The organism is Pseudomonas sp. SDT291_1_S447 (assembly GCF_054070155.1).
Genome location: NZ_JBSVXS010000001.1, coordinates 82,755 through 105,789 on the forward strand (window position 1 = coordinate 82,755; position 23,035 = coordinate 105,789).

At 59.1% G+C, this 23,035-nt stretch carries 22 protein-coding genes and 3 pseudogenes; 11 read left to right on the plus strand and 14 right to left on the minus strand.

The genetic code is table 11. The features are described 5' to 3' along the window. Window positions 1-163: 163 nt before the first annotated feature. From ACW9IR_RS00350 to ACW9IR_RS00365, 4 genes are all read right to left on the minus strand, one after another. Window positions 164-2,554, minus strand: a complete 2,391-nt coding sequence (locus ACW9IR_RS00350) for a TonB-dependent siderophore receptor (RefSeq protein WP_102899735.1) — start codon at window positions 2,552-2,554, stop codon at window positions 164-166. A 118-nt stretch (window positions 2,555-2,672) separates the two neighbouring features. Next, window positions 2,673-3,653 carry a FecR domain-containing protein gene (locus tag ACW9IR_RS00355; protein WP_457461073.1) on the minus strand — a complete coding sequence of 327 codons (981 nt, stop codon included), beginning with the start codon at window positions 3,651-3,653 and terminating at the stop codon, window positions 2,673-2,675. Continuing rightward, the gene (locus tag ACW9IR_RS00360; RefSeq protein WP_102899737.1) at window positions 3,640-4,155 is read right to left on the minus strand and encodes a sigma-70 family RNA polymerase sigma factor; all 516 of its coding nucleotides are present in this window, start codon (window positions 4,153-4,155) and stop codon (window positions 3,640-3,642) included. Before ACW9IR_RS00360 ends, ACW9IR_RS00355 begins: the two co-directional genes overlap by 14 nt. 210 nt (window positions 4,156-4,365) lie before the next feature. Beyond that, a complete protein-coding gene (locus ACW9IR_RS00365) occupies window positions 4,366-4,827 on the minus strand; it encodes a hypothetical protein (RefSeq protein WP_102899738.1) in 462 nt (153 codons plus the stop codon). Window positions 4,828-5,155: 328 nt separating this feature from the next. Here ACW9IR_RS00365 and ACW9IR_RS00370 point away from each other — a divergent pair, with 328 nt between their 5' ends. From ACW9IR_RS00370 to ACW9IR_RS00385, 4 genes and pseudogenes are all read left to right on the plus strand, one after another. Continuing rightward, on the plus strand, window positions 5,156-6,493 hold the full coding sequence (locus tag ACW9IR_RS00370; protein ID WP_102899739.1) for an MFS transporter: 1,338 nt from the start codon (window positions 5,156-5,158) through the stop codon (window positions 6,491-6,493). A gap of 24 nt (window positions 6,494-6,517) precedes the next feature. Then, a complete protein-coding gene (locus ACW9IR_RS00375) occupies window positions 6,518-7,780 on the plus strand; it encodes a gallate dioxygenase (RefSeq protein WP_102899740.1) in 1,263 nt (420 codons plus the stop codon). A gap of 85 nt (window positions 7,781-7,865) precedes the next feature. Beyond that, window positions 7,866-7,952 (plus strand): annotated as a pseudogene (locus tag ACW9IR_RS00380) (OprD family outer membrane porin); the annotation flags it as partial. A 38-nt stretch (window positions 7,953-7,990) separates the two neighbouring features. Further along, a pseudogene (locus ACW9IR_RS00385) lies at window positions 7,991-8,134 on the plus strand (OprD family outer membrane porin); the annotation flags it as partial. Here ACW9IR_RS00385 and ACW9IR_RS00390 read toward each other — a convergent pair. Then, complete coding sequence (locus ACW9IR_RS00390; protein WP_102899742.1) at window positions 8,109-9,344, minus strand: LysR family transcriptional regulator; 1,236 nt, start codon at window positions 9,342-9,344, stop codon at window positions 8,109-8,111. The pseudogene ACW9IR_RS00385 and the gene ACW9IR_RS00390 overlap by 26 nt on opposite strands. Window positions 9,345-9,500: 156 nt before the next feature. On the opposite strand from ACW9IR_RS00390, the gene galB reads away from it, so the two are divergent. From galB to ACW9IR_RS00405, 3 genes are read left to right on the plus strand one after another with little or no spacing between them, the layout of a single operon-like run. After that, window positions 9,501-10,235 (plus strand): 4-oxalmesaconate hydratase, encoded by a 735-nt coding sequence (gene galB / locus ACW9IR_RS00395; RefSeq protein WP_102899743.1) that lies wholly within the window; start codon window positions 9,501-9,503, stop codon window positions 10,233-10,235. Further along, window positions 10,232-10,948: a 4-carboxy-4-hydroxy-2-oxoadipate aldolase/oxaloacetate decarboxylase gene (locus ACW9IR_RS00400; RefSeq protein WP_102899744.1), complete on the plus strand. Its 717-nt coding sequence runs from the start codon at window positions 10,232-10,234 to the stop codon at window positions 10,946-10,948. Before galB ends, ACW9IR_RS00400 begins: the two co-directional genes overlap by 4 nt. Window positions 10,949-10,950: 2 nt before the next feature. Continuing rightward, window positions 10,951-12,078: a 4-oxalomesaconate tautomerase gene (locus tag ACW9IR_RS00405; RefSeq protein WP_457461077.1), complete on the plus strand. Its 1,128-nt coding sequence runs from the start codon at window positions 10,951-10,953 to the stop codon at window positions 12,076-12,078. Between the two features lie 173 nt (window positions 12,079-12,251). On the opposite strand, the gene ACW9IR_RS00410 is transcribed toward ACW9IR_RS00405, so the two are convergent. The 6 genes and pseudogenes from ACW9IR_RS00410 to ACW9IR_RS00435 form a co-directional block, all read right to left on the minus strand. After that, complete coding sequence (locus ACW9IR_RS00410) at window positions 12,252-12,521, minus strand: hypothetical protein (protein WP_457461079.1); 270 nt, start codon at window positions 12,519-12,521, stop codon at window positions 12,252-12,254. A gap of 158 nt (window positions 12,522-12,679) precedes the next feature. After that, window positions 12,680-13,183 (minus strand): cupin domain-containing protein, encoded by a 504-nt coding sequence (locus ACW9IR_RS00415; RefSeq protein WP_110718328.1) that lies wholly within the window; start codon window positions 13,181-13,183, stop codon window positions 12,680-12,682. Continuing rightward, entirely contained in the window at window positions 13,183-13,701 is a 519-nt protein-coding gene (locus ACW9IR_RS00420) for a GNAT family N-acetyltransferase (RefSeq protein ID WP_110718329.1), read from the minus strand. The genes ACW9IR_RS00415 and ACW9IR_RS00420 overlap by 1 nt, the downstream gene beginning before the upstream one ends. Window positions 13,702-13,797: 96 nt before the next feature. Beyond that, window positions 13,798-14,019, minus strand: a complete 222-nt coding sequence (locus ACW9IR_RS00425) for a hypothetical protein (protein WP_102899749.1) — start codon at window positions 14,017-14,019, stop codon at window positions 13,798-13,800. A gap of 35 nt (window positions 14,020-14,054) precedes the next feature. Then, window positions 14,055-14,297: pseudogene (locus ACW9IR_RS00430) on the minus strand (AraC family ligand binding domain-containing protein); the annotation flags it as partial. Between the two features lie 147 nt (window positions 14,298-14,444). After that, window positions 14,445-15,350 (minus strand): LysR family transcriptional regulator, encoded by a 906-nt coding sequence (locus ACW9IR_RS00435; RefSeq protein ID WP_457461082.1) that lies wholly within the window; start codon window positions 15,348-15,350, stop codon window positions 14,445-14,447. A gap of 94 nt (window positions 15,351-15,444) precedes the next feature. Here ACW9IR_RS00435 and ACW9IR_RS00440 point away from each other — a divergent pair, with 94 nt between their 5' ends. Beyond that, entirely contained in the window at window positions 15,445-16,611 is a 1,167-nt protein-coding gene (locus ACW9IR_RS00440) for an MFS transporter (RefSeq protein ID WP_110718331.1), read from the plus strand. 103 nt (window positions 16,612-16,714) lie between these two features. Here ACW9IR_RS00440 and ACW9IR_RS00445 read toward each other — a convergent pair whose 3' ends face one another. Beyond that, complete coding sequence (locus ACW9IR_RS00445) at window positions 16,715-17,629, minus strand: LysR family transcriptional regulator (RefSeq protein ID WP_457461085.1); 915 nt, start codon at window positions 17,627-17,629, stop codon at window positions 16,715-16,717. Between the two features lie 215 nt (window positions 17,630-17,844). Between ACW9IR_RS00445 and ACW9IR_RS00450 the strand changes: the two genes are divergently transcribed. Together ACW9IR_RS00450 and ACW9IR_RS00455 are read left to right on the plus strand one after the other, a co-directional pair. Further along, window positions 17,845-19,176, plus strand: a complete 1,332-nt coding sequence (locus ACW9IR_RS00450; RefSeq protein WP_457461087.1) for a nucleobase:cation symporter-2 family protein — start codon at window positions 17,845-17,847, stop codon at window positions 19,174-19,176. A gap of 30 nt (window positions 19,177-19,206) precedes the next feature. After that, window positions 19,207-19,716, plus strand: a complete 510-nt coding sequence (locus tag ACW9IR_RS00455) for a nucleoside deaminase (RefSeq protein WP_122598305.1) — start codon at window positions 19,207-19,209, stop codon at window positions 19,714-19,716. Between the two features lie 114 nt (window positions 19,717-19,830). Here the strand turns inward: ACW9IR_RS00455 and ACW9IR_RS00460 are convergent, their stop codons facing one another. Beyond that, entirely contained in the window at window positions 19,831-20,952 is a 1,122-nt protein-coding gene (locus ACW9IR_RS00460; protein ID WP_457461089.1) for an SMP-30/gluconolactonase/LRE family protein, read from the minus strand. Between the two features lie 165 nt (window positions 20,953-21,117). Then, entirely contained in the window at window positions 21,118-22,251 is a 1,134-nt protein-coding gene (locus tag ACW9IR_RS00465) for an alanine--glyoxylate aminotransferase family protein (RefSeq protein ID WP_457461091.1), read from the minus strand. 126 nt (window positions 22,252-22,377) lie between these two features. Here ACW9IR_RS00465 and ACW9IR_RS00470 point away from each other — a divergent pair, with 126 nt between their 5' ends. Then, a complete protein-coding gene (locus ACW9IR_RS00470; protein ID WP_457461093.1) occupies window positions 22,378-22,989 on the plus strand; it encodes a dTMP kinase in 612 nt (203 codons plus the stop codon). The last annotated feature ends 46 nt before the right edge of the window (window positions 22,990-23,035 follow it).

Below are 23,035 nucleotides of genomic sequence, written 5' to 3' on the forward strand. Positions count from 1 at the left end.
TGAAATTGGGCGAGTGTAGAACGTCAGTTTTCAGCATCTGTACTGGCGCAGCTCGTTGACCCAATGAAGCCAGACTTGACCGAGTCTTCGATCGCGAAAATTGACAGTGCCCGCGGTTAAGCGGGCACTGCTTTCTATATGGGAAAAAGGCCTACACGCCTGCTTACCACTTGTAACTCACTTTGGCGGTAATCTCGCGACCCGGGTTGTAGAAGTTCGCTGTGCCGGAACCGACCACGTGCTGCTCATCCAGCAGGTTGCTGACGTTCACCGCAAGGTCGGTGCCCTTGGCGATCTTGTAGTTGAACGCGGCGTCGAACAGCGTGGTGCCATCGCTTTTGCCGGAGTTGGCGGCATCGAAGTAATAAGAGCCGACGTAGCGCGCCCCCAAGCCAACGCTGACATCAGTGCTTGGCACGTCGTAGTAACTCCAGAGCGAAGCGGAATGCTTGGGTGCCGTGGCGAACTCATTACCCTTCAGGGAGCTGCCGTCGTACAACGAACCGCGCTGTACCTCGGACTCCATATAGGAATAACCACCGATCAGGCTGAGGTTCTGCGTCACCTGCGCCTTGGCTTCCAGGTCGAGACCGCGCGCACGCGATTCGCCTACCGTCTGTTGCTCAATGATGCCGCTCGGCAGGACCACGGCGATGGTGACGTTTTCCTGGGTCAGGTCATAAACGGCTGCGGAGAACAGGGCGTCCATCCCCATCGGCGCATACTTCACGCCCACTTCGTACTGCCGGCCCGTCTGCGGTGTGACGCCAACCTGCGGCGGCGAGACCGATTCCACCATGCTGATATAAGTGGACACCTCGTCGTTGACGATATAGGTCAACGCACCTCGGTAGGAGGTTTCGGAGAAGGTGTCTTTCTCAGTGGATTGCAAGCCTTTACTGGTCAGGTCCATCGAGTCGTTGCGCACACCCCCGGTGACGATGAAACGCTCGTAGAACGACAGGTTCTGCTGAAGGAATACGGCCTTGGTGGTCGCGTCTCGCTTGTTGACGGCATATGGCGCGATTGAGCGTGAAACGCCAGTAAACACGGGGTTGGCAATGTCAATCGAGGTCGTCGGGGCGTAGACCGAGCTTTCCTTGGTGGTCGAATCGAGGTACTCCACGCCCACCAGGCTGCTGCTGTCGATGTTCTCGAAGCGGGCATCGTATTGCAGCATCAGATTGCCGTTGAACTGGTCGGCTTCGGTGTCCGTTCCAAACTGATAGCGGTCAACGGTAGTACCGACACGTGCGGCGCTGTCGCTGAGGTAAACGTAGCCAAAATCATCGGTCAACTTGCTGTAACGCAGATTGCTGCGCAGTACGAAGCCGTTGTCGAAGTCATGGGTGACGTTACCGCTGAGACTGGTGCGCTCGACATCGTGAAAGTTGTAGCTGGGCTCGCCATAAAACTTGCTGCGGTCGTATTCCTTGTCCAGCGGATAACCGCCACTGTTGGGCGAACTTTCGGTTTTCAGGTAGTCCAGAATCATCGTCGCCGACGTGTAATCCGTCGGTGCCCAGGTCAGGCCACCCATAAACAACTGGTTATCGTCCTGCGAGTGATCGTACTCGCGGTCGCTGTTTTGGCCTTTGGCAGTAAAACGGCCGGCCAGGGTTTTCTCGTCGTTCAGTGCATCCCCGACATCGATGCCTGTCTCGACATGGTCAAACGAACCGTAGGTCACATAGCCTTGGCCAAACTGCTCGAAGCGCGGCTGTTTGCTCACGAAGTTTACCGAGCCGCCAGGGTCCGCCGGGCCAAACAGGGTGGAGTTGGCACCACGCAGAATCTCGATGCGCTCATAAGCGAATGGATCTTCGCGTACGCCGCGCATCGAACTCAGGGTCAAGCCGTCACGGTAAGTGGTGGCCTGGAAGCCGCGGATCTGGAAATAGTCATTGCGGTCATCCGTACCGTAGAAGTCAGTGATCACGCCGGGCGTGTATTGCAGCGCCTCTTCCGTGGTGCTGACGCTACGTTGCTCCATTTCCTTGTTGGTAACAACTGATACCGATGCCGGTGTGTTGAGAATGCTGGTTGCCACTTTTCCGCCAACCCAGAGTTCCTTGGCGACCACCGAGTTGGCGTCGTCGTCGGCACTGACCCTGACCTTGGCATTGATGATGAGGGGGGCAAGGCGGTAGTCCTCTACATCCGTTGCGTCGAGTTCCAGCGGGCCGGCGGTTTTGGCTTGAGGGATCAGCAAGTAAGCATTCGGGCCTTGCTGTTCGATCTGCAATTGGCTCCCCTGCAGCAACGATGACAGCGCTGCCGACGTATCGAGCGAGCCATTCACGCCAGCGGTGGTGCGGTTCGCAACACTCGACGCGTCGAAGGAAAGACTGATGCCGGCCTCGCGCGCAAAGCGATCAAGCGCCGGCGCCAGTGGGCCGGCAGCGATGTTCCACTGCTTGATTTGATTGCTGTGGTCAGCGCTCGACGTTTGCGCCAGTGATGGCAATGCGTAGCTGCTGACGATCAAACCCAGCATCGCACCCTGCAAGGCACGATTTAATGGATGGCGCTGTGAAACCGGGGACGAACTCATTTTCTCGCTCCAAGAAAGGACATCGACAGACTGGCCTGTATTCCGGCCTTCCTTAGAGGTCGAACGATAATGAGAAACCACCTCATTATTTTTCGCGCGGCACAAAAAATTGATGGACTCAGGTAGCAGCGGTCACGGTTACCCAGTAACGGGTTCGGTAATCAATGTGCAAGCGCAGTGACTGCGCGATCAATGCCAGGACCTGATCGTTGTCGGCGAGCTGGAAGGTGCCGGAAACCCGGCGATCAGCGACCTCTTCGGCGCAGCGCAATACCCCGGGGCGATAGCGCGACAACTCCACGATGAAATCCTTGAGGCGCATATTGCGCGCACTGATCACGCCGTCACCCCAGCTCCACAGATCGAGGCCGTTGTCGCTGAACGTTCGGGCGCTACTTGAGGTAAACAGCAGTTGATTGCCTGCCTGAACGCTACGGCTCGCAGGACTTTGACTGGAGCCGGGGAACACCGTGACTGATCCTTCCTTAGCCGCGACCAGCGTGCCTTCGTCAAGCTCGCGTGCCAGAAAGCGGGAACTGTGAGCGCGCATGATCCCGTCACGTGATTGCACCCAGAACGGTCGCGCTTGCGGCGAGTGTTGATCCGGGCCGACATTCACGATGATTTCACCCCGTCGCAGGATGATCAGGCGTCGCTGGGCGTCGAAATCGCTGTCGACGGCGCTATCGCTATTGAGCTGGATAAGGCTGCCATCATCGAGTTGGAAGCGACGTTGCTCGCCGGTGCTGCTGCGTTGCTGCGCAAGCATGGCAGGTACGGGTGTGTAATCCCGGCCGAGCCAGGCTGCCGTGCCAACGGTGGCCAATATGCCCAGTAGCTTCAGGCTGTCCCGCCGCCGCATTCCCTGATGGCTGCCATCAAGGGTTTGTCGCGCCAGTTGAGCGGGTACGCCGGCAAATTCATCCCCAAGCGATTCCACACGCTGCCACGCCAACACATGCTCTGGGCGCTGCTGCAGCCAGCGCTCAAAAGAGTGCTGTGTTTGTTCATCGGCTTGATTGAAGCGCAGGCGCACCAGCCATTGGATCGCCTGTTCAACAATGGCCGGATCGAGCGCCTGCGGCTCAGGCCTCGACATAACGCAAGCGATAGCAGTGTTGCAGGGCCGTGGCCAGGTCGCGCTCAATCGTCGCCCGGGAAACACCGAGCTTTTCGGCTATTTGCGCGCATGTCAGACCGTCGAGTCGGGCAAATAAAAACGCCTGGCGAACCCTTGGTTTAAGCATGCTGAGCATGCGGTCTATGCGCTCCAGCGCATCAAGAATCAGCAGCCGGCTTTCTTCCGAGGGAACCTCGTGTTGAGGCAGCAACGTGACGCTTTCCAGGTAGGCACGCTCGAGTTCGCGACGACGATACTGATCAATCATCAGTCCGCGGGCGATACTGCTCAAATAGGCACGTGGTTCGCGCAAGGGGCTGGTCTGACGGGATTTGAGCAGACGTACGAAGGTGTCCTGCGCCAAATCTGCTGCGTTATCGCGACATCCAATGCGTCGGATCAGCCAGCCGTGTAACCACGAGTGGTGGGTGCGATAGAGCAGCCCTAGATCTGCAGTACCTAGCGTTTCATCGCTGCGCATCGAATCCCCGGAAAGTACATGATTGATAATTAATCGCATTCTACTCAGGCGACAGGCCTTAGGCAAATACGAGGCGTTCAGCGTTCGCATTGGCGCGAATGGCATCACTCTGTAGGGGCTGCGAGTAAAAGAATGCATCCAGCGTCTGGACGATTTGAACGCTAACCACCGGGCACTTTTTCGTACAGACCCTGGCCAGCGGAAGGCTGCTCAGTGCACCAATGACGGTTGGGTCGCGACCGAGACAGTGAAGACCACGACAAACAGCACGACGACTCCCCAGAACATCACCATGACTGTCCGCACGACGACCTTAAGGCCTTGAGAAAGCCTGCGCAGCCAATGGCCTTCGGGTTTTGCTTCTGCGCGGGTTCTTAGTACGCCTTTCAAATAGAAGCCGAGGAGCGCAAGCAGTGCGCCATCTATGGCGAGCGCAGGCAGGCCGGCTATGGGGAAAATGCTTTCCCACCGATAGAAAGAAGACCGGCTCAGAAAGACCACATAGCAAGTCAGACTGCCGTAGGGCAGTGCTCTCCACCATTTACCGGCCAGCGCGCCGACCATCAGGCACATGATCACCATGAACGGGCTGAGGAGAATATGGAGCATCCAGTCCAGTACGTTGGGCAAGTAGTCCGGGGAATGGATGCTGCGCCAGAGGTATTCCAACATTGTTCGGGTTCCTGCCGTCCATGAAGTAAGTGCTGCTGCGGTGCTTCCGTGCTGCAGCACGGTATCGGCGTGTTTTCGGGTTACATAAGGGCTGTTGGCATTTTGTCACCCTCTAGCGGCCGCTCGCGCCACGGTCATCAACCCTCGCTCTGCCAAGCTCAGCTTATCTCTGTTGATCCCGCGATAAGAAAAACCGATACCTGCTTAAGGATTTCCCAGAGGCGGGCGGTATACCTGCGGCTTTACAGTCACCGTCAGCGTTCAGCGTGGACGGTCTACTTACAGGCCTTGTCCGTCGGGACTTCTACAAAAATAAGAAGGTGAGAGCATGACGAGTGAAACGGTCGATATCAAAGCGTGGATCGACAACCGAAAAGTGGTGCCGTACCAGTGGCTGATTATGGGTTTATGTTTTTTCATAGTGCTTTTCGATGGCTTCGACGTCGCGGTGATGGGGTTTATTGCCCCCTCGCTGATTCAAGAGTGGGGGCTTTCGAAAGCGGCGTTTGGCCCGGTGATGAGCGCGGGCATGATTGGGCTGGCGATCGGCGCGCTGACCGCTGGCCCTTACGCCGACCGAATCGGCCGCAAAAAGGTACTACTGACGGCAGTGACTGGCTTCAGCGTGCTGAGCCTGGCATGCGCCTTTGCACGTAATCCCTACGAGCTGGCTGCCTTGCGTCTGCTGACCGGTGTGGCGCTGGGCGCAGCGTTGCCCAACACCACCACACTGCTGTCCGAGTATTTGCCGGAACGCAATCGGTCACTGTTCATCACGATCATGTTCACCGGATTCAATATGGGGTCGGGGTTGGGCGGATTTCTCGCCGCGTGGTTGATTCCCCACCACGGCTGGCAGTCGGTGTTGCTTGCCGGAGGGATTCTGCCGATGTTGCTGCTGCCCTTGATGTGGCTGTTGCTGCCTGAGTCGGCGCGCTTTCTCGCCGCACGCAACGCGCCCGCCAGCCAGATCGCCAAGGTGCTGAACAAGCTGGGCGGCACGTTTAGCGCAGCGACGAAATTTGTCATCGCCGAACCGCAGGCTCAGCAAAAAGCACCGCTGCGCTTGTTGTTCACCGAAAGCTATCGCTTCGGCACGCTCGCTTTGTGGGCGACTTACTTCATGGGGTTGCTGGTGATCTACCTGACCATGGGCTGGATGCCGACCCTGCTGCGTGAAGGTGGGCTGTCCATCGAACGCGCCGCGACCATCACCGGCCTGTTTCAGATTGGCGGTACCGTCGGCGCCATCGTCGTCGGCTGGGCGATGGACCGGCGCAATCCGAACGCGGTAATTGCCACGTCCTACGCACTGGGTGGCGCTTTCATTCTGCTGCTGGGCGCCTTCAGCCTCGAATCCAGTCTGCTGGCGTTCGGCGTGGTGGCGGCAGGTTTCTGCATGAGTGGGGCGCAAACCGGCCTCAATGCTTTCGCGCCGGGGTACTACCCGACAGATTGCCGCGCCACGGGCGTCAGCTGGATGCTGGGTATCGGCCGCTTCGGGGCTATCTTTGGTTCACTCATCGGTGGCGCGGTGCTCAGCCTCGGGCAGGGGTTGCCGCTGCTGTTTGCCCTGTTGAGCGTGCCTGCCTTTATCGCTGCACTGGCGATCATGGCCAACGGTCATGCACGGCGCCGAGTCAATCGGGCCTTGCTGACGCATTAATCTTTTTCGACAAAGGAACTCGTTATGGCACGCATCATTGGTGGCCTTGCTGTATCTCACACCCCGACCATCGGCTTTGCGGTCGATCACGACAAGCAGCATGAGGCCGCCTGGGCGCCGATCTTCCGTGGCTTCGAGCCGATCAAGGTGTGGCTGAAGGAGCAGCAGCCGGATGTGCTGTTCTATATCTTCAATGACCACGTGACGTCGTTTTTCTTTGATCACTATGGTGCATTTTCCCTCGGTGTCGATGAGCGTTACGAAGTCGCCGATGAGGGCGGTAATCCACGCGAGTTGCCGGGGATCGCTGGCCATGCGGCGCTGTCGCGGCACATCGGCGAGAGCCTGGTAGCGGATGAGTTCGACATGAGTTTCTTCCGTGACAAGCCGCTCGATCATGGCTTCTTCTCGCCGATGTCGGCACTGTTGCCGTGCGAGCCGGACTGGCCGGTGGAGATCGTGCCGCTGCAGGTTGGCGTGTTGCAGTTCCCGGTGCCGAGTGCGCGGCGCTGCTACAAGTTGGGCCAGGCGCTGCGCCGGGCGATCGAAAGCTACCCCGAGGACTTGAAAGTGGCCATCGTCGCGACCGGCGGCGTTTCCCACCAGGTGCACGGCGAACGCTGTGGTTTCAACAACCCGGAGTGGGACCAGCAGTTCATTGATCTGTTGGTCAACGATCCCGAGCGCCTGACCGAAATGACCCATGCCGAGTACGCCGCGCTGGGAGGCATGGAAGGTTCGGAAGTGATCACCTGGCTGATCATGCGCGGCGCGCTGTCGGCCACGGTGAAAAACCTGCACCAGGATTACTACCTGCCGTCGATGACCGGCATTGCCACACTGCTGCTGGAAAATCAGGATCGGCCCGTTCCCGTCGACGTCATTGCGCGGCATTTGCAGCACATGCAGCATCAGTTGGCAGGCATCGAGAAGCTCGAAGGCACCTATCCATTCACCCTGGAACGCAGCGCCAAGGGTTATCGGTTGAACAAGTTTTTGCACCGCATGATCGAGCCGCATTGGCGTCAGCGTTTCCTCGACCAACCCGAAGCGCTGTTCGATGAAGCAGGGCTGAGCGATGAAGAGCGGGATCTGCTGCGCCGCCGCGACTGGCGCGGATTGATTCACTACGGGGCGATTTTTTTCGTGCTGGAAAAACTCGCTGCCGTGGTCGGGGTGCCGAATCTGCAGATATACGCGGCAATGCGCGGACAAAGCCTCGAGGAATTCATGAAAACCCGTAATCAGCAGGTGCTCTATTCGGTAGCGGGCAAGGCCCCGCGCTAACGTCACGGCGTCATCGACGGCTCGCTCCGGGCCGCTTCGCAACACCCTTGAATGACTTCACTGCGCCCGGCTCATGCGGGCGTAGCTCGGCGAGTGGATGCCAGTGTTGCCGATATTGCGTTCCGACGACGGTCGCTGGTTGCCACAAACCTTTCGTGGCGGTCAGATTACTTGGTTCATTGCCAACCACTGGGTGACTGGACGCTGGGCTCCAATCGTGGCTACACACTGCAAAGCGGTGCGTTGAAGAACCTCAACCTGCGCTGGCGCAATTCGAGCATTCGCCGCGATTACAGCAGCAATGAGTTCGACGAGAATCGCTTGATCATCAGCTATCCGTTGAGCCTGCTTTAAGCGCCTCAGCGGCCTGTGCCTGGATCACCCGGCGGATCATTTCCATCAACGCCTGCGCCACCGGTGAGTGCAGGCAGCCGCTGCGGTAGGTCAGGCCAATGGCTCTGGCGGTCTGTTTCAACTCCAGCGGCAAAATGCACAACTCGCCGCTAGCGATTTCCTGTTCCAGTTGATGCGCTGAAACGGCCGCGAGCATGTCCGAGCGTAACAACAGTCCGCGAATGATCGCCATGTCGGCGCTTTCCACCACCGGGGAAGGCGCAGGAATGCCGAAACTGGCGAAGCATTCCTCGAGCATCGTCCGCGCCGGTGAGCCGGCGCGAGGCAATACCCAGCGCGCGTTGCCCAGATGATTCTGCAAATCGCCGTTGCCGCAGAGCGGATGATCACGCCGCGCAAGCACGACCATTTCTTCCGTCAGCAGTGACTCGCCGACCAGGTCGCTGGCATAGGTCGATGAGCGCAGCGCACCCAAAATGAAATCCACATCGCCGGCACGCAACTCGGTCGCCAGCAGGTCGAAGGGACTCTCATTGGTGATCACTTGAATGCCGGGATGCTCTGCCATCAGGCGCACGATGGCCTCGGGCAGGATGCGCGTGCGGCCGAGGGGCAGGGCGCCGACGTGCACAACACCGTGCAAGGCACCGCGAAGGGCGGTGATGTCGCTGTCGATATGGCGCAACTCGTTCAACGCACGGCGGATTGCAAACAGGATGTCATGACTGGCGCGGGTCGGCTGCAAGCCGCGTGGCGTGCGCTCGAACAGCGATTGGCCGCAGCCGTTTTCCAGCACTTTCAGCGTCGAACTGACCGCAGGCTGACTCAGCCCCAGCAGGTTGGCCACTGTCTGCATATGCTGGGTTTCACAGAGTTTGACGAACACTTGCAGGCGTCGTGCCTGGAACAGATAAAGCGGTTCAATCGCGGCTTTCTCACCTTGGCCGAGCAATGTCGGCACGCTCCCAAGCTCCGCCAATACCCTCCGCGCACGGGGTAGCAAGCGTTCACCGAAATCGGTCAGGCGCATACCGTTGGCGTGGCGCTCGAACAGCGTCACGCCCAGGCGGGCTTCAAATTCCGATATGGAGCGGGTGACCACTGATTGCGCTCGGTACAGCGCGACTGATGCTTTGGAGACGCTGCCGTGATCAGCTACGCGGACGAAGGCACGCACGTGCATCAGATTTGGCAGTTCGGGGTTTTCCATCGGGCGAGGACTCTGCGGATCGGCGGTTCAGGCGACTATGCCGCCGGCATGTTTGAGTGGCAATAAAAAAAACGCATACCTCGAACACTCGAACGCATTACTCCGTCGGCGGGGGGCGATGCGATGCTCTTTCGCAACGCAAGAGGAGAATCCGCAATGATCGATTCAACCAAAAACGCGCTGGTTGTCAGCGCCCACTCAGCCGATTTTGTCTGGCGTGCCGGTGGCGCCATCGCTCTGCATGCACAGCAGGGTTACCACGTTCACATCGTCTGCCTGTCGTTCGGTGAGCGCGGCGAATCCGCCAAGTTGTGGCGCAAGGGCGAGATGAGCGAAGACAAGGTCAAAGCCGCACGTCGCGAAGAGGCTCAGGCCGCCGCCGACATTCTCGGGGCCAGTGTCGAGTTCTTCGATATCGGCGATTACCCGATGCGCGCCGACAAGGAAACCTTGTTCCGTCTAGCCGATGTTTTTCGCCGGGTGCAACCGGAGTTCGTTCTCAGCCACTCGCTCAAGGACCCGTACAACTACGATCACCCGCTGGCCATGAACCTCACGCAGGAGGCGCGCATCATCGCCCAGGCCGAAGGCTATAAACCGGGTGAGAAAATCGTCGGCGCACCGCCGGTTTACAGTTTCGAGCCGCACCAGCCCGAACAATGCGAATGGCGCCCCGATGTGCTGCTCGACATCACTGATGTCTGGGACCAGAAGTACGCGGCCATCCAGTGCATGGCCGGGCAGGAGCATTTGTGGGAGTACTACACGCGCGTTGCCCAGCAACGTGGTGTGCAAGCCAAACGTAATGTCGGGATCACCTCAACCCGCAACATCGTCTATGGCGAGGGTTACCAGAGTATTTTCCCGCGTGTCACGGAGAATCTGGGATGAGCGAACATATCGGTAAGACTGGCGTTGTCGTGCGCAATATTCAGCGCGCCGAAGCAGCGCTAATCGATGAGTTGAAACGCTTCGGCGTGGCGACCATTCATGAAGCGCAGGGTCGCAAAGGCCTGTTCGCGACTTCGATCAGACCCATTCAGCAGGGCACGGTGATCAGTGGTTCAGCCGTCACGGTGCTGGTTGCGCCGGGTGACAACTGGATGTTCCATGTGGCCGTCGAACAATGCCGGCCCGGCGATATTCTGGTGGTCGCGCCGAGTTCGCCGTGCACCGACGGCTACTTCGGCGACCTGCTGGCCACCTCGCTCAAAGCCCACGGCGTTAGGGCGCTGGTAATTGATGCGGGCGTGCGCGACACCCACACCCTGCGCGAAATGGGCTTCCCGGTCTGGTCCCGCGCCATCAGCGCCCAAGGCACAATCAAAGAAACCCTGGGCTCGGTCAACCTGCCGCTGGTGTGCGGTGGGCAACTGGTCCATCCGGGTGACGTGGTGGTTGCTGATGACGATGGTGTGGTGGTCGTGCGACGCACCCAGCTGCTGCAAGTCGTCGAAGCCAGTCGTGCCCGCGCCGATCTGGAGGAACAGAAGGCCCTGCGCCTGGCCAAGGGCGAACTGGGTCTGGACATCTACAACATGCGCGCGCGCCTGGCGGAAAAGGGTTTGCGTTACGTCGACAGCCTTGAAGAACTGGGAGACTGAGCATGGCGCAGACCCGCATTCCCTGTCTGCTGATGCGCGGCGGTACGTCGAAAGGCGCTTACTTTCTGGCCGAGGATTTACCGCAACAACCTGCGCTGCGAGACCGCGTGCTGCTGGCGGTGATGGGCTCGCCGGATGCGCGGCAGATTGACGGCATTGGCGGCGCTGATTCGCTGACCAGCAAAGTGGCGATCATCAGACCGTCGAGCCGCGCGGGTGCCGATGTCGATTACCTTTTCGGCCAGGTGCTGGTGGATGAGCCGCGTGTCGATTACGGTCAGAACTGCGGAAACATCCTCGCCGGTGTCGGTCCGTTCGCCATCGAGCGCGGGTTGGTGGCGGCGACAGCCGACGTCACCCCAGTGCGGATCTACATGGAAAACACCGGACAGATCGCCATCGCCCATGTGCCAACGTCTGATGGTGAGGTGTGCTACGACGGCGACGCGCGTATCGACGGCGTGCCGGGGCAGGCCGCGCCGTTGATTGTCGAATTCGAGGATGTCGCTGGCGCCAGTTGCGGTGCCATGTTGCCGACTGGTAACGCCCGGGACGTGATCGACGGCGTCGAAGTGACCTGCATCGATAACGGCATGCCCGTGGTGCTGATCAACGCGCAAGAGCTTGGTTGCAGTGGCTATGAGAGTCCCGCGCAACTCGACGTCAATGCTTCACTGAAACAGCGTCTGGAGTCTATCCGCCTGCAAGCGGGGCAGCGCATGAATCTGGGTGATGTGAGTCAGCGCAACGTGCCGAAGATGTGCCTGATTGCACCGCCGCAGGTGGGTGGGGCCATCACCACACGCAGTTTCATTCCCCATCGCTGCCACAGCAGCATTGGCGTGTTCGGCGCGGTCAGCGTGGCTGCAGCCTGCCTGATCAAAGGCAGTGTGGCGGCGGACATGGCGGTTGTGGAGGAGGGCGACGTGAAACGCCTGTCGATCGAACATCCGACGGGCGAGTTCACTGTGGCGTTGCGCTGGCAGGACGAGCGATTGCTCGGGTACGGGCTGATGCGCACGGCTCGGTTGCTGTTGGATGGCCTCGTCTGCATTCCATCAGCGGTCTGGAGTGGCAAGGCCGTTAGTCAATCAGGAGAGTGCTTCTCGCAAGTACACGTAAAGAGCTGAAAAAACGCGCAAGCGATCCACCCATGCGGCCGACTGCTGCGGGTTGCACCTCACAGACAGTAAGCTGAATACTTGCTTCCGTTTGTTTTAAAAGCTGGGGCGAAATCTGCCATTCGTGATTGGCTGCTATCGGCCAATAGCAGTCATCTTGGCTTGGCATTATCTGGAATGACTTAGGTTTCGATATCAAATCTGCCCAATAGCGCGGCGCCGTTAGTGACACCTAAAATTTGATCGATCGCAGCGATTTTTTGGGATGCGCCATCGAGCGCAAAGTCAGCATTGTTGTAAACAGCCTCCGCCTCGTTATGAAGTGCATAGGCAATATGCGCCGCCACGCGAACATTCGTCGGAGCGTCTACAACGCTACCCAGATAATCAACAAGTAAAGTCTTGATCTCTAGGAATGCGAGGGCGAGTAGTCTGTTTTGGTCAGTCTGCATATCGGGAACCTGGATATTGCAATGCGGAGTACGAAACGAATTTCCCGAGGTTATACAAAACGTTGGATAGGCAAAAGCAAATGACCGCTCCAACCAGATGTAGTGTCACTAGACTTCCCTGATTCATTTCTCAGGCAAGCTTCATCAACACGGCGCCCTCATGGTTCGTCGTCCCAATAATCAAGCGTAGTCCCGGGCCGCTGCACAGCGGTGAACGCGCGCGCTCCATTGATTGTGACCATCGCCTGATATTTGCCGGAGTCCGGGTATTGGCAGACTTCGGGGGTTTCTCGGGTGCCAATGGACAGATACTTCAGCGGTGCATCCGAGGTGTTGATGATCTGATGCGGATATTCGGGGCCGGCCGGAATGAAGATGACGTCGCCGCTTCGGATCGGCAACATTTCACCCGCCACGCGCAGGGTGCCAAACCCTTCCAGGATGACGAACATCTCTTCCTGAGCATAATGAAAGTGGTAGGGGCAAGAACGCTTGCCTGGCGCGACGATGTCCACCGACGCACCGAGTTTCTGCGCGACGGTGTCAGTGCCGAGGCGCGCGCCATGGCTCTCGTAAAGAGGGTCGCGGCGCTCGTATTGCAGCGGCACATCATTGAAATTGCGAATCATGCGCGCAGCTAAAGCACAGGGGGCATTGCTCATTAATCACTCCCGAAAGTATCTGTACGGGCATCCCGCCTGTCGCCCAAACGAACGGTATTACTGTTGGCGCGGACATAATAATTATCAAATTCACCGCTTTCGACAAATACGAAACCATGGCGAATATAAAAGCGATTTGAAGCGCTTTCTTTGAGAGCGCCAACTTTAATAGGGCGTCCGATCTCATCCGCCTCTCTGAAAATCCGAGTGAGAACTTCGGTGCCTATCCCTGCTCCTTGAGCGCTAGGTATCACATACAAGTGGTCGAGCAGAAGCTCGCTCTGATGGTCTTTGAGAACGACAAAACCGACCATATCACCTGATACTTCTATGCGGCGCGTGCTGCTAGCGTCGAAACCACTATGAAATCGTTCGCGCGCGCGATCAGGATCAAATCGCCCAAGCCGCTCTAGGCTTTCGCGCATGGCCTCAATCCGAATGGCTATCAGATCTTCCAGATCGCAGTTTGAAGCACGGCGTAAAACGACAGCAGATTTTTGATCAGGGAAAGGTGACATAACAAGCGCTCCAGGCATGGCCGGTGACTCATTATAGAGAGCGTGAGTGGCATAACCAGTCACGCCGGCCCATGCCCGCTACCAGCATGTTCTGTCTCAGCCATACATGTACAAAAGGTCGTCGATCAGCCCTAGGTCCTGCTGCGTGTACTGGACCTTGCTGTAGCGTCTCATGCCCTCAAGCACACCCCTGATCGGAACTTGCCGCGAAGGATCCTGAACAATTTCGATCAGACGGTCGTAATCGGGATCTCTGTCCTTGAGGTGTTTTTCAATCAGTTCTTTAAGCGCTACGCGCGCCTCTGGATCGGATAGCACTGTTACTTCTCCCGCAAGATCGTGAATTCATCTTCCATGCCATCATGGAGTTCGTCTGGGTGAAGTACGAGCGTATTGCCGGGGAGACCGTGGCGCAACGAGCCCACGTAGTGAAAGCTCTGGACGCCCGCCAACGTACGTCCGATCGAGTAGGTGTCGTGTCGATGAGGATCGTAGCCATGGCTGCCGAACCACGCTTCGATACGCTCGATGCCTCCAGGTTGAACACTGCGGATGACCCAGTCGGCAGTGCCGGCCTGGCCATTTTTCTGATCCATGAATGTGTACCTTCCCGATTCTGCGCGTTGGTGGTGAAGATTGGTCTGTCGGAAATATACAAGTGCGGGTATTCAGATGTCTGCTCCTGCCCGAAAGCGGTCTCTAACGGCGGCCATCCACCATCACGAGTATCCGCAAATATCAGCTTATGCCTGCGCTGACATCCGATGATTCTCCAGCAAGAAGTCCACAAACAACCGCACCCGCGCCGGCATCGCCGCGCCGCCGATGAACACCGCATGAATCGGTTCCTGATCCCCAGGGTTCCAGGCTTCCAATAGCGCAATCAGGTCGCCGCGCTGCAGATCCTCGCTCACGCTGAACGCCCCGATACGGGCAATGCCGGCGCCCATTCGCGCGAATTGTGCCAGCGCTTCACCGCTGCTGCATTCGATGTTGCCGCTGACCTTCAGGGTAAACGCTTTGCCATCGCGGATGAACGGCCAGTTGGGTTCGGCACGCCGGAAGTTGAAGCGCAGGCAGTTGTGCTGGAGCAGGTCTTCCGGTTCTTGCGGGACGCCGTGGCGCTGCAGATACTCGGGCGACGCCACCACGACCTGGCCGGTGGTGCCGATCCTGCGTGCGCTCAGCGGGCTGTCGGGCAGATGGCCGAAGCGCACCGCGACGTCGGCTTGTCCAGCAAGAATGTCGACCACTTCATCGCCGAGGGTGAGGTCGACGACGATGTTCGGGTAACGGGCGCTGAAGGCTGCGACCAACGGAACGATGGCCAGGCGTCCATGGCCAAGGGCGGCACTGACCCGCAATCTTCCTCTGGGCACGCCTTGGTCGGCAATGGCTTCTTCGACCTCATCCATGTCGGCGAGGATCCGCCGGGCGCCGCGCAGGAACGCTTCGCCCTCGGCCGTGAAGGTGATCGCTCGGGTGGTGCGCAATAGCAGGCGAGTGCCAAGCCGTTGCTCGGTGCGCGCAATGATCCGGCTGACTGCCGAGGGTGTCAGGCCCAGCGCACGCGCGGCGGCCGAGAGGCTGCCTTCCTGCGCGACGGTGGTGAACACGCTCATTTCACCTGACCTGCCGTTGAAATCCACTTGTGCCTCCTACGCAAAGGTGATTGCCAAAAATGCTATCTACCGCCTTAAAAGACGAGATCGTAGCATTGGCGGCATAGATAAGGAGTTTTCCATGCGTATCAATCCACCACTCGTTGCACTCGCCATCGGTGCCTTCGGCATCGGCGTCACAGAATTCGCCCCCATGGGCATGTTGCCGGGGATCGCTGCGGATCTGGGCGTTTCCATTCCCGCTGCCGGTTTGCTGGTCAGTGCTTATGCGCTGGGCGTATTGCTCGGCGCACCGCTGATGACCCTGACCACCGGCAAGATTCCCCGGCGCTCTCTGCTGATTGGGCTTATGGCGATTTTCACCGTGGGTAATCTGATGTCAGCCCTGGCCACCGATTACTACAGCCTCATGGTTGCCAGGGTCGTGACCTCACTGAACCACGGTGCCTTCTTTGGCGTTGGCTCCGTCGTTGCCGCCACCCTGGTCGCCCCGGAAAAACGTGCCGGCGCAGTTGCGGCGATGTTCATGGGCCTGACTCTGGCGACCATCGGCGGTGTGCCGCTGGCCGCCTGGTTTGGCGAACTGTTCGGTTGGCGCACCGCGTTCTGGGGCATTACCGGCCTGGGCGTGCTGACCATGGCCGCGTTGTGGTTCGCCTTGCCCAACGTGCGGGCGCCGCAAAGCGTCGGTGTCATGGCGGAAATCCGGGTATTGGGGCGCGGCCCGGTGCTGGCCGCACTGGCCCTGACCGTCGTCGGCTCGAGCGCGATGTTCACCGTCTTCACCTACATCGCGCCGATCCTCAGCAGCGAGACCCATGCGTCCACCGCCTTCATCACCGCCATGCTGATGCTTTACGGTGTCGGTTTGACGCTGGGCAACATGTGGGGCGGCAAGGCCGCTGATCGCTCGATCGATCGCACCCTGATCGTCTCGCTGAGCGTGCTGATTGTCGTGTTGTTGGCGTTCACCGTACTGATGCGTTGGCCGCTGCCGGCCGCCGTGGCCATTCTGATCTGGGGTATTGCCAGCTTCGCCTTGGTGCCGCCGCTACAGATGCGCGTCATGGAAGCGGCCAAGGACGCGCCCAATCTGGCCTCGGCGGTGAACATCGGCGCCTTCAACTTCGGCAATGCGATTGGCGCGGCGCTGGGCGGCGCGGTGATCAGCAGTGGCCTGGGTTATCCGGCGATCTCCCTGGCTGGCGCGGCAATGGCGGGCTTGGGGTTGCTGATGGTGTTGGGGTTTGCGTGGCGTTCCAGAACGGTTGAAGCGGCAACGGTGTGACAAGCTCCGGTCAGCCTGAAACAGCTGAGCTGGCGTAGTTACAAAAGCCCTTGATCGAGGCCCGCTTTGGCGGGCCTCTTTTTCACCGCCGAGAACAGCCTAATCAAAGCGTGGTGATCTGCCCATTGCGATCCAGTTCATACACCTTATTCCCCTGCAATCTCTCCTTCAGCCACCGCTCCGCCTTGCCCAGCGGCCGCTGCCGCGCCCAGAGCAAATCCACACCAATCTGCCAGTCGGTATGCGGATACGCCGAGAGCTGTAGCTCCACCAGCTCACCCTTGGCCAGTTCACGCTGAACAAGCTGGCGGGGCAGGGTGGCCCAACCGAGCCCGGCGCGGACCATTTCCAATAACGCCAGATAACTTTCCGCCTGCCACAACTGGGTCGAACGCAGGTATTCACTGCTCGGCAGTTTGCTCGCGTGGGCGCTGAAGGCCAGGCGCCGGTGAACGTGCAGGTCGTCGAAGGTGACGTTGTCGAGTTGCGCCAATGGGTGCTCGGGATGGCAGACGTGCAGCATGATCAGTTTGCCCAGTTGCTGGAACGCCAGCTCCTTGGGATAGCCGGGCTGTGAGAACGCCACACCGAGCACCGCTTCGCCGCTGCTGACCAGTTCGCTGACGTCGCCGTAAACCGGATGGCGGATGATCAGGTCGACAAAGGGGAACGCGGCTTCGAAGGCTTTGAGCACCGGCATGATCGGCCCGTACGGCGTTTCAATGGCGAGCGTCAGGCTGGTTTCGACGTTGTCCGAAAGACAATCGGCGTGGGCTTCGAAGGTCATGCAGCGTTCGAGCACGGCTTCGGCCTGCACCAGGAGTTTGTGGCCGCTGGCGGTGAGGGCAGGGCTGCGGTTGCTGCGATCGAACAGGTCGACGCCAAGGTCGGTTTCGAGGTTGGCAATCGCCGCGCTGATGGTCGATTGAGTCTTGCCCAGTTTGCGCCCGGCGGCGGAGAACGATCCGCTTTTGACCACTTGGACAAACATCAACAGTTGATCGAGTGAGAAGCGCAAGCGGTGAACTCCCGGGTCGAGGATGGGGGGTTAAAGCAGATCACCAATGCCAGATTCGTGCCATCGAAAAAAACGATGGTTGCTAATTTGGTTCATCGCAATAAACGTTCAACCATGGCCCCGCGTCAAACGATCTCCGGGGCGGATCTGACTTTCAAACGCCCCTGAGCATGCCCGCGATCTCAACAGATGCCGCACCTTCAGGAGCGTGTGAAATGACCACACAACGCATTCATCCGGTGGACGAAATTTTGCCACTGCGACAGTTGTTCACGTTTGGCTTGCAGCATGTGCTGGTGATGTACGCGGGAGCGGTGGCGGTGCCGCTGATTCTCGGCAGTGCGATGGGCCTGACCTCGGCGCAGGTGGTGTTGCTGATCAACGCCAACCTGTTGACCTCTGGCGTGGCGACGCTGATTCAAACTCTCGGCTTCTGGAAATTCGGCGCACGGCTGCCGCTGATTCAGGGCTGCTCGTTCATTGCTCTGGCGCCGATGATCATGATCGGCAAGGAATTCGGCCTCAGTCAGATTTTCGGTGCGGTGATCGCCGCCGGCTTTATCACCATTGCCCTGGCACCGGTGTTCAGTCGCTTGCTGCGGTTTTTTCCGCCGGTGGTGATTGGCAGTCTGATCACCATTATCGGCATCTCGCTGATGCCGGCGGCGGCGATCTGGCTGGGCGGCGGCAATCCCGACTCGGCGGATTTCGGCAATCCGGCGAACTTGTTGCTGGGTCTGGCCACGGTCAGCGTGACACTGGTGATCTATGCCAAATGCAAGGGCTTCCTCGGCAACCTCAGCGTGTTGATCGGCCTGTTCGTCGGCAGTCTGATCGCAGCGGCTTGCGGCATGACTCACTTCAATCGGGTCAGCGAAGCCGCGTGGTTTGAGCTGAGTGCGCCGATGGCCTTCGGCGCGCCGGAATTCGCGCCGGTGCCCATTCTGATCATGACCCTGGCGATGCTGGTGATCATGGCCGAGACCACCGGCAACTGCTTGGCGATCGGCAAACTGACCGGCAAACCGACCACGCAACAGACTCTCGGCAACGCGTTCCGCGCCGACGGCTTGTCGACCATGCTCGGCGGTTTGTTCAACAGCTTTCCCTACAACGCCTTCACTCAGAACACCGGTTTGATCGCGCTTTCCAACGTGAAAAGCCGCTTCGTCGTGGCCGCCGCCGGGGCAATCATGGTGCTGATGGGCCTGTTCCCCAAACTCGGCGCGTTGATCGCCGCCGTGCCGACGCCAGTGCTCGGTGGCTGCGCGATCGTGATGTTCGGCATGACCACGGTGGCGGGCATTCAAGAACTGTCACGGGTGCAATTCGAGGGGACGCGCAACGGCATCATCGTTGCGGTTTCGGTGAGTGTCGGGGTGCTGCCGATGTCCTTTCCGGCGCTGTTCGAACACGTCGCTCCGACGTTGAAACTGGTGCTCGACAGCGGGATTTTCCTCGGAGCGATCACCGCCATCGCCCTCAACATCCTGCTCAACAACGAAAAAAAATCGACCGAAACCATCGGCGCTGAACTGGCCGACTGACTGTTTTTTTCCACTGCCCTGGAGTTACCCATGAATCAATTCACTCAGCTCATCCCGGCCGGCGTCAGCGAGCTTGATCTGACATTGCTGCGCCAGACCATCGCCTTGTCCGAGGCATCGAAGCAACGCGGTCGCCATCCGTTCGCGGCATTGGTGGCCGACCGCAACGGCAAGGTGATTGTCGAAGCGGGGAATAACTCGATGCCGCCGGAAGGCGATCCGACTCAGCACGCGGAGTTGGTGGCAGCAGCGGCAGCGGCCAAGCTTCTGTCACCGCAAGAGCTGGAACTGTGCACGCTGTACACCAGCGCCGAACCTTGCTGCATGTGCGCTGGCGCGGTGTATTGGACCGGGATCGGGCGGGTGGTTTATGCCTTGTCGGAGCATGCCTTGCTGGGATTGACGGGGGATCATCCGGAGAACCCGACGTTCTCTCTGCCGTGCCGCGAGGTGTTCGCCAAGGGGCAGCGCAAGGTCAGTGTGTTCGGGCCGATGCTGGAGGGGGAGGCGGCTGAGCCGCATAAAGGCTTCTGGTCGTAAACTGCTGTCCGCTTCACCAGGTCCAGCGAAGCGGAAGCAGTAAAGGGCTTGAATGCCGCGCATCCTCGGATGCGCGGCAATTCTCACGAAACTATCGCGAGACGAACCTGGCTTTTACAACGCAAACGTAGTCCCACGGGTATTCACAAACAGCGAATAGATCGAGTGACTGCTGGCCATGAACAATCGATTCCCTTCGCGTCCCCCAAAGCACAAATTCGGGCAGCGCTCAGGCAGCGAAATGTGCCCGATGGCCTTGCCTTGCGAATTGAACACGCGCACGCCGTCGAGTTTTTCCAGGTCGGCCTTGGGGTCACCATTGCCGCCCCAGCCGCACCACAGGTTGCCGGCTTCGTCGCATTTGATGCCGTCGATAGCTGCATATTCCAGCCCTTCGATGTGCTTGCGGCGTTCGCCCAGTGTGCCGTCGTCTTTTACGGCAATCGCCCAGATCAGGCGATTGGGCTTGGCGCGTCCTTCGACGACGTAAAGGGTTTTTTCATCGGGCGAGAAGCACAGGCCGTTTGGACCGTTGAGGTCATCGATGACCCGCGTGACTTTTTTGCTCTCGCCGTCGATGCGGTACACGGCGTGGGGTTGGCTCGGGGTGATTTTGTGGCCTTCGTAGTTATTGCTGGTCTGGAATGGCGGGTCGGTGAACCAGATCGATCCGTCGCTTTTACAGACGATGTCGTTGGGCGAGTTGAAGGGCTTGCTGTCGAAACTGTCGGCCAGCACGGTGATCGTGCCATTGGCTTCGGTGCGCGTGATGCGCCGTCCTTCGCTGGTGGTGGTGGAGCCTTCGCAGACGATCAGACGCCCTTGGCGATCCCGGCACATGCCGTTGGAGAAATTGGAGTGTTCGCGGTACACGCTGAAGGTGTCGGTGATTTCGTCCCAGCGCATGATGCGATTATTGGGGATGTCGCTGACCAACAAATAGCGGCCATCACCGATCCAAACCGGTCCTTCGGCCCAGCGCATACCGGTGGCGAGTTTTTCAACACTGGCGTTGAAAACACGTAGTTCGAGGAAGCTGTCGTCAAGGATGTGAATCAGCGGATCAGGGTAGCGCTGACTCAAGGGGTCGGCGGCCTCGGCGATCCGCGTCAGTGCGGTGCTGCCAACGGTGGCGAGCGTGGCGGAAACGGCGAGGGATTTTTTCAGGAAGCTGCGGCGGGTATTGCCTTGCGCTGGGTCGAGGCTTTCAGGTTTGGCGGACAGGCGTGAGTCCATGTAGCGATCTCCGTGGTTTTATTTTTCTTTTGGGAGACGTAGTAATACCTTGTGATAGGACATCGTACAAGTTGTTCGTTGTAGGCGGCCATAGCGCGCAGGTAGCGGCGGAAGCCAGTGAGCATGACCTCCACCGTAAATTTGGCATGCGGGAACGAACAGATCTTAGCCAGCCATCACCTCATCCAGTGCCTGCTCAAGCAGGCTGACCGTGCGCTCGATATTCTGTAGCTTCTCCAGCCCGAACAGGCCGAGGCGGAAGGTCTGGAAGTCGGCCGGCTCATCGCATTGCAGCGGTACTCCGGCAGCGATCTGCAGGCCGTGATGAGCAAATTTCTTGCCGCTCTTGATGTCGGCATCATCGGTGTAGCTCACCACCACGCCGGGTGCCTGAAAGCCCGCAGCGGCCACGCTTTTGAAACCTCTGCCGGTCAACAACGCACGAACCCGATCGCCCAGCGCCTGTTGTTCATCGCGAACCTTGTCGAACCCGTACGCTTGCGTCTCTGTCATCACGTCATTGAAGCGTGCGAGGGAATCGCTGGGCATGGTCGCGTGATAGGCATGTCCGCCTTGTTCGTAGGCCTGCATGATTTGCAGCCACTTTTTCAGGTCGCAGGCGAAGCTGCTGCTTTGCGTGTGTTCGATACGCTCGAGCGCCGCAGCACTGAACATCACCAGGGCGCAGCAAGGGGAGGCGCTCCAGCCTTTCTGTGGTGCGCTGATCAGCAGGTCGACGGCGCATTGGTGCATATCCACCCAGATCGTGCCGGAGGCGATGCAGTCCAGCACGAATAGGCCACCCACTGCATGCACAGCGTCGCCGACCGCTCGCAGGTACTCGTCGGGCAGGAGGATCCCGGATGAAGTTTCAACGTGGGGGGCGAAGACCACTTTCGGCTTCTGCGCCGCAATGGCTGCCAGCACTTCGTCCAGAGGTGGCGGGGCGTAGGCTGCCTGGCGACCCGTCTCGATCGGCCGGGCTTTTAACACCGTGGTGGCCGCCGGGATGTTGCCCATCTCCAGAATCTGGCTCCAGCGATAACTGAACCAGCCGTTGCGTATCACCAGACATTGCTGGTTGGTAGCGAACTGCCGCGCCACCGCTTCCATGCCGAAGGTGCCGCTGCCCGGGACCACCGCCACCGCTTCGGCGTTGTAGACCTGTTTCAGGGTCGTGGAAATGTTCTTCATCACGCCTTGAAAGGACTGCGACATGTGGTTCAGCGAGCGGTCGGTGTAGACCACGGAATACTCGACCAATCCCTCGGGATCGATGCTCGGATAGAGCTTGGACATGGTGACTCCTTTGGCAGAGGGCTAACATCATTGGCAAGCAAGTGTAGGCAAAGGGCAGGGATCAGCTCATTGAATTACGCAAATGAGGTTAGAGTGCTCGGCAATGTCTCAATCGTTGCGTGAACCATGAAGCTGCCGCTGTTTATTTCTCTGGATGGGCCCAAGGGCACCGGCAAGACCACACTGCTGGAGGCCGTTACCGCCGCGCTGCGGGCAAACAACCAGAAAGTCGTTCGGCTGTGCGAGAGAAAAAGTGATCCGTATCGCGGCGAAACCATGGCCCTGGTCAACCAACTCGCCAGACATCCCTCGCGGGATCTGGAGTGGGCGGTGTGTCAGCGCCTTGCGGATAGCCGTCGCTGGATTTCCCGGGAGGTACTGCCCAAACAGCCTTTGGACAGCATCATCCTGATCGACCGCTGGTATCCGTCAGATGCCGCATTTCGCCATAGCGTGCCGTTTGCCGAGATTCTGCAGTTGAACATCGAGCGAGGCGTGCGCGTGCCGGATCTGCATGTCGGCGTCGTCACTGCGCCGGATATTTCATGGGCGAGGGCGACGGCACGATCGCGTGGACTAGGCGGCACAGTAATCCAGAAACACGCAGAGCACGTCACCTGTAGCGAGATGTTCGAGCAGGCGGTTGTCGATAACGGCTGGGTGCTGTGCCGTAACGAAGGAACCATCGAAGCCGCAACGACTCAGGTAGTTGCAGAGATCTATAAAGTGCTTGGCTGATTGTCGAATCAGCGCCGCCTGATCTAGTTTGAATGTCAGGTTTCTC

Coding starts and splice junctions, on each gene's coding strand:
- ACW9IR_RS00350 (WP_102899735.1), bottom strand. CDS start 2,554: ATGAGTTCGTCCCCGGTTTCACAGCGCCATCCATTAAATCGTGCCTTG.
- ACW9IR_RS00355 (WP_457461073.1), bottom strand. CDS start 3,653: ATGTCGAGGCCTGAGCCGCAGGCGCTCGATCCGGCCATTGTTGAACAG.
- ACW9IR_RS00360 (WP_102899737.1), bottom strand. CDS start 4,155: ATGCGCAGCGATGAAACGCTAGGTACTGCAGATCTAGGGCTGCTCTAT.
- ACW9IR_RS00365 (WP_102899738.1), bottom strand. CDS start 4,827: ATGTTGGAATACCTCTGGCGCAGCATCCATTCCCCGGACTACTTGCCC.
- ACW9IR_RS00370 (WP_102899739.1), top strand. CDS start 5,156: ATGACGAGTGAAACGGTCGATATCAAAGCGTGGATCGACAACCGAAAA.
- ACW9IR_RS00375 (WP_102899740.1), top strand. CDS start 6,518: ATGGCACGCATCATTGGTGGCCTTGCTGTATCTCACACCCCGACCATC.
- ACW9IR_RS00390 (WP_102899742.1), bottom strand. CDS start 9,344: ATGGAAAACCCCGAACTGCCAAATCTGATGCACGTGCGTGCCTTCGTC.
- galB (WP_102899743.1), top strand. CDS start 9,501: ATGATCGATTCAACCAAAAACGCGCTGGTTGTCAGCGCCCACTCAGCC.
- ACW9IR_RS00400 (WP_102899744.1), top strand. CDS start 10,232: ATGAGCGAACATATCGGTAAGACTGGCGTTGTCGTGCGCAATATTCAG.
- ACW9IR_RS00405 (WP_457461077.1), top strand. CDS start 10,951: ATGGCGCAGACCCGCATTCCCTGTCTGCTGATGCGCGGCGGTACGTCG.
- ACW9IR_RS00410 (WP_457461079.1), bottom strand. CDS start 12,521: ATGCAGACTGACCAAAACAGACTACTCGCCCTCGCATTCCTAGAGATC.
- ACW9IR_RS00415 (WP_110718328.1), bottom strand. CDS start 13,183: ATGAGCAATGCCCCCTGTGCTTTAGCTGCGCGCATGATTCGCAATTTC.
- ACW9IR_RS00420 (WP_110718329.1), bottom strand. CDS start 13,701: ATGTCACCTTTCCCTGATCAAAAATCTGCTGTCGTTTTACGCCGTGCT.
- ACW9IR_RS00440 (WP_110718331.1), top strand. CDS start 15,445: ATGCGTATCAATCCACCACTCGTTGCACTCGCCATCGGTGCCTTCGGC.
- ACW9IR_RS00450 (WP_457461087.1), top strand. CDS start 17,845: ATGACCACACAACGCATTCATCCGGTGGACGAAATTTTGCCACTGCGA.
- ACW9IR_RS00455 (WP_122598305.1), top strand. CDS start 19,207: ATGAATCAATTCACTCAGCTCATCCCGGCCGGCGTCAGCGAGCTTGAT.
- ACW9IR_RS00460 (WP_457461089.1), bottom strand. CDS start 20,952: ATGGACTCACGCCTGTCCGCCAAACCTGAAAGCCTCGACCCAGCGCAA.
- ACW9IR_RS00465 (WP_457461091.1), bottom strand. CDS start 22,251: ATGTCCAAGCTCTATCCGAGCATCGATCCCGAGGGATTGGTCGAGTAT.
- ACW9IR_RS00470 (WP_457461093.1), top strand. CDS start 22,378: ATGAAGCTGCCGCTGTTTATTTCTCTGGATGGGCCCAAGGGCACCGGC.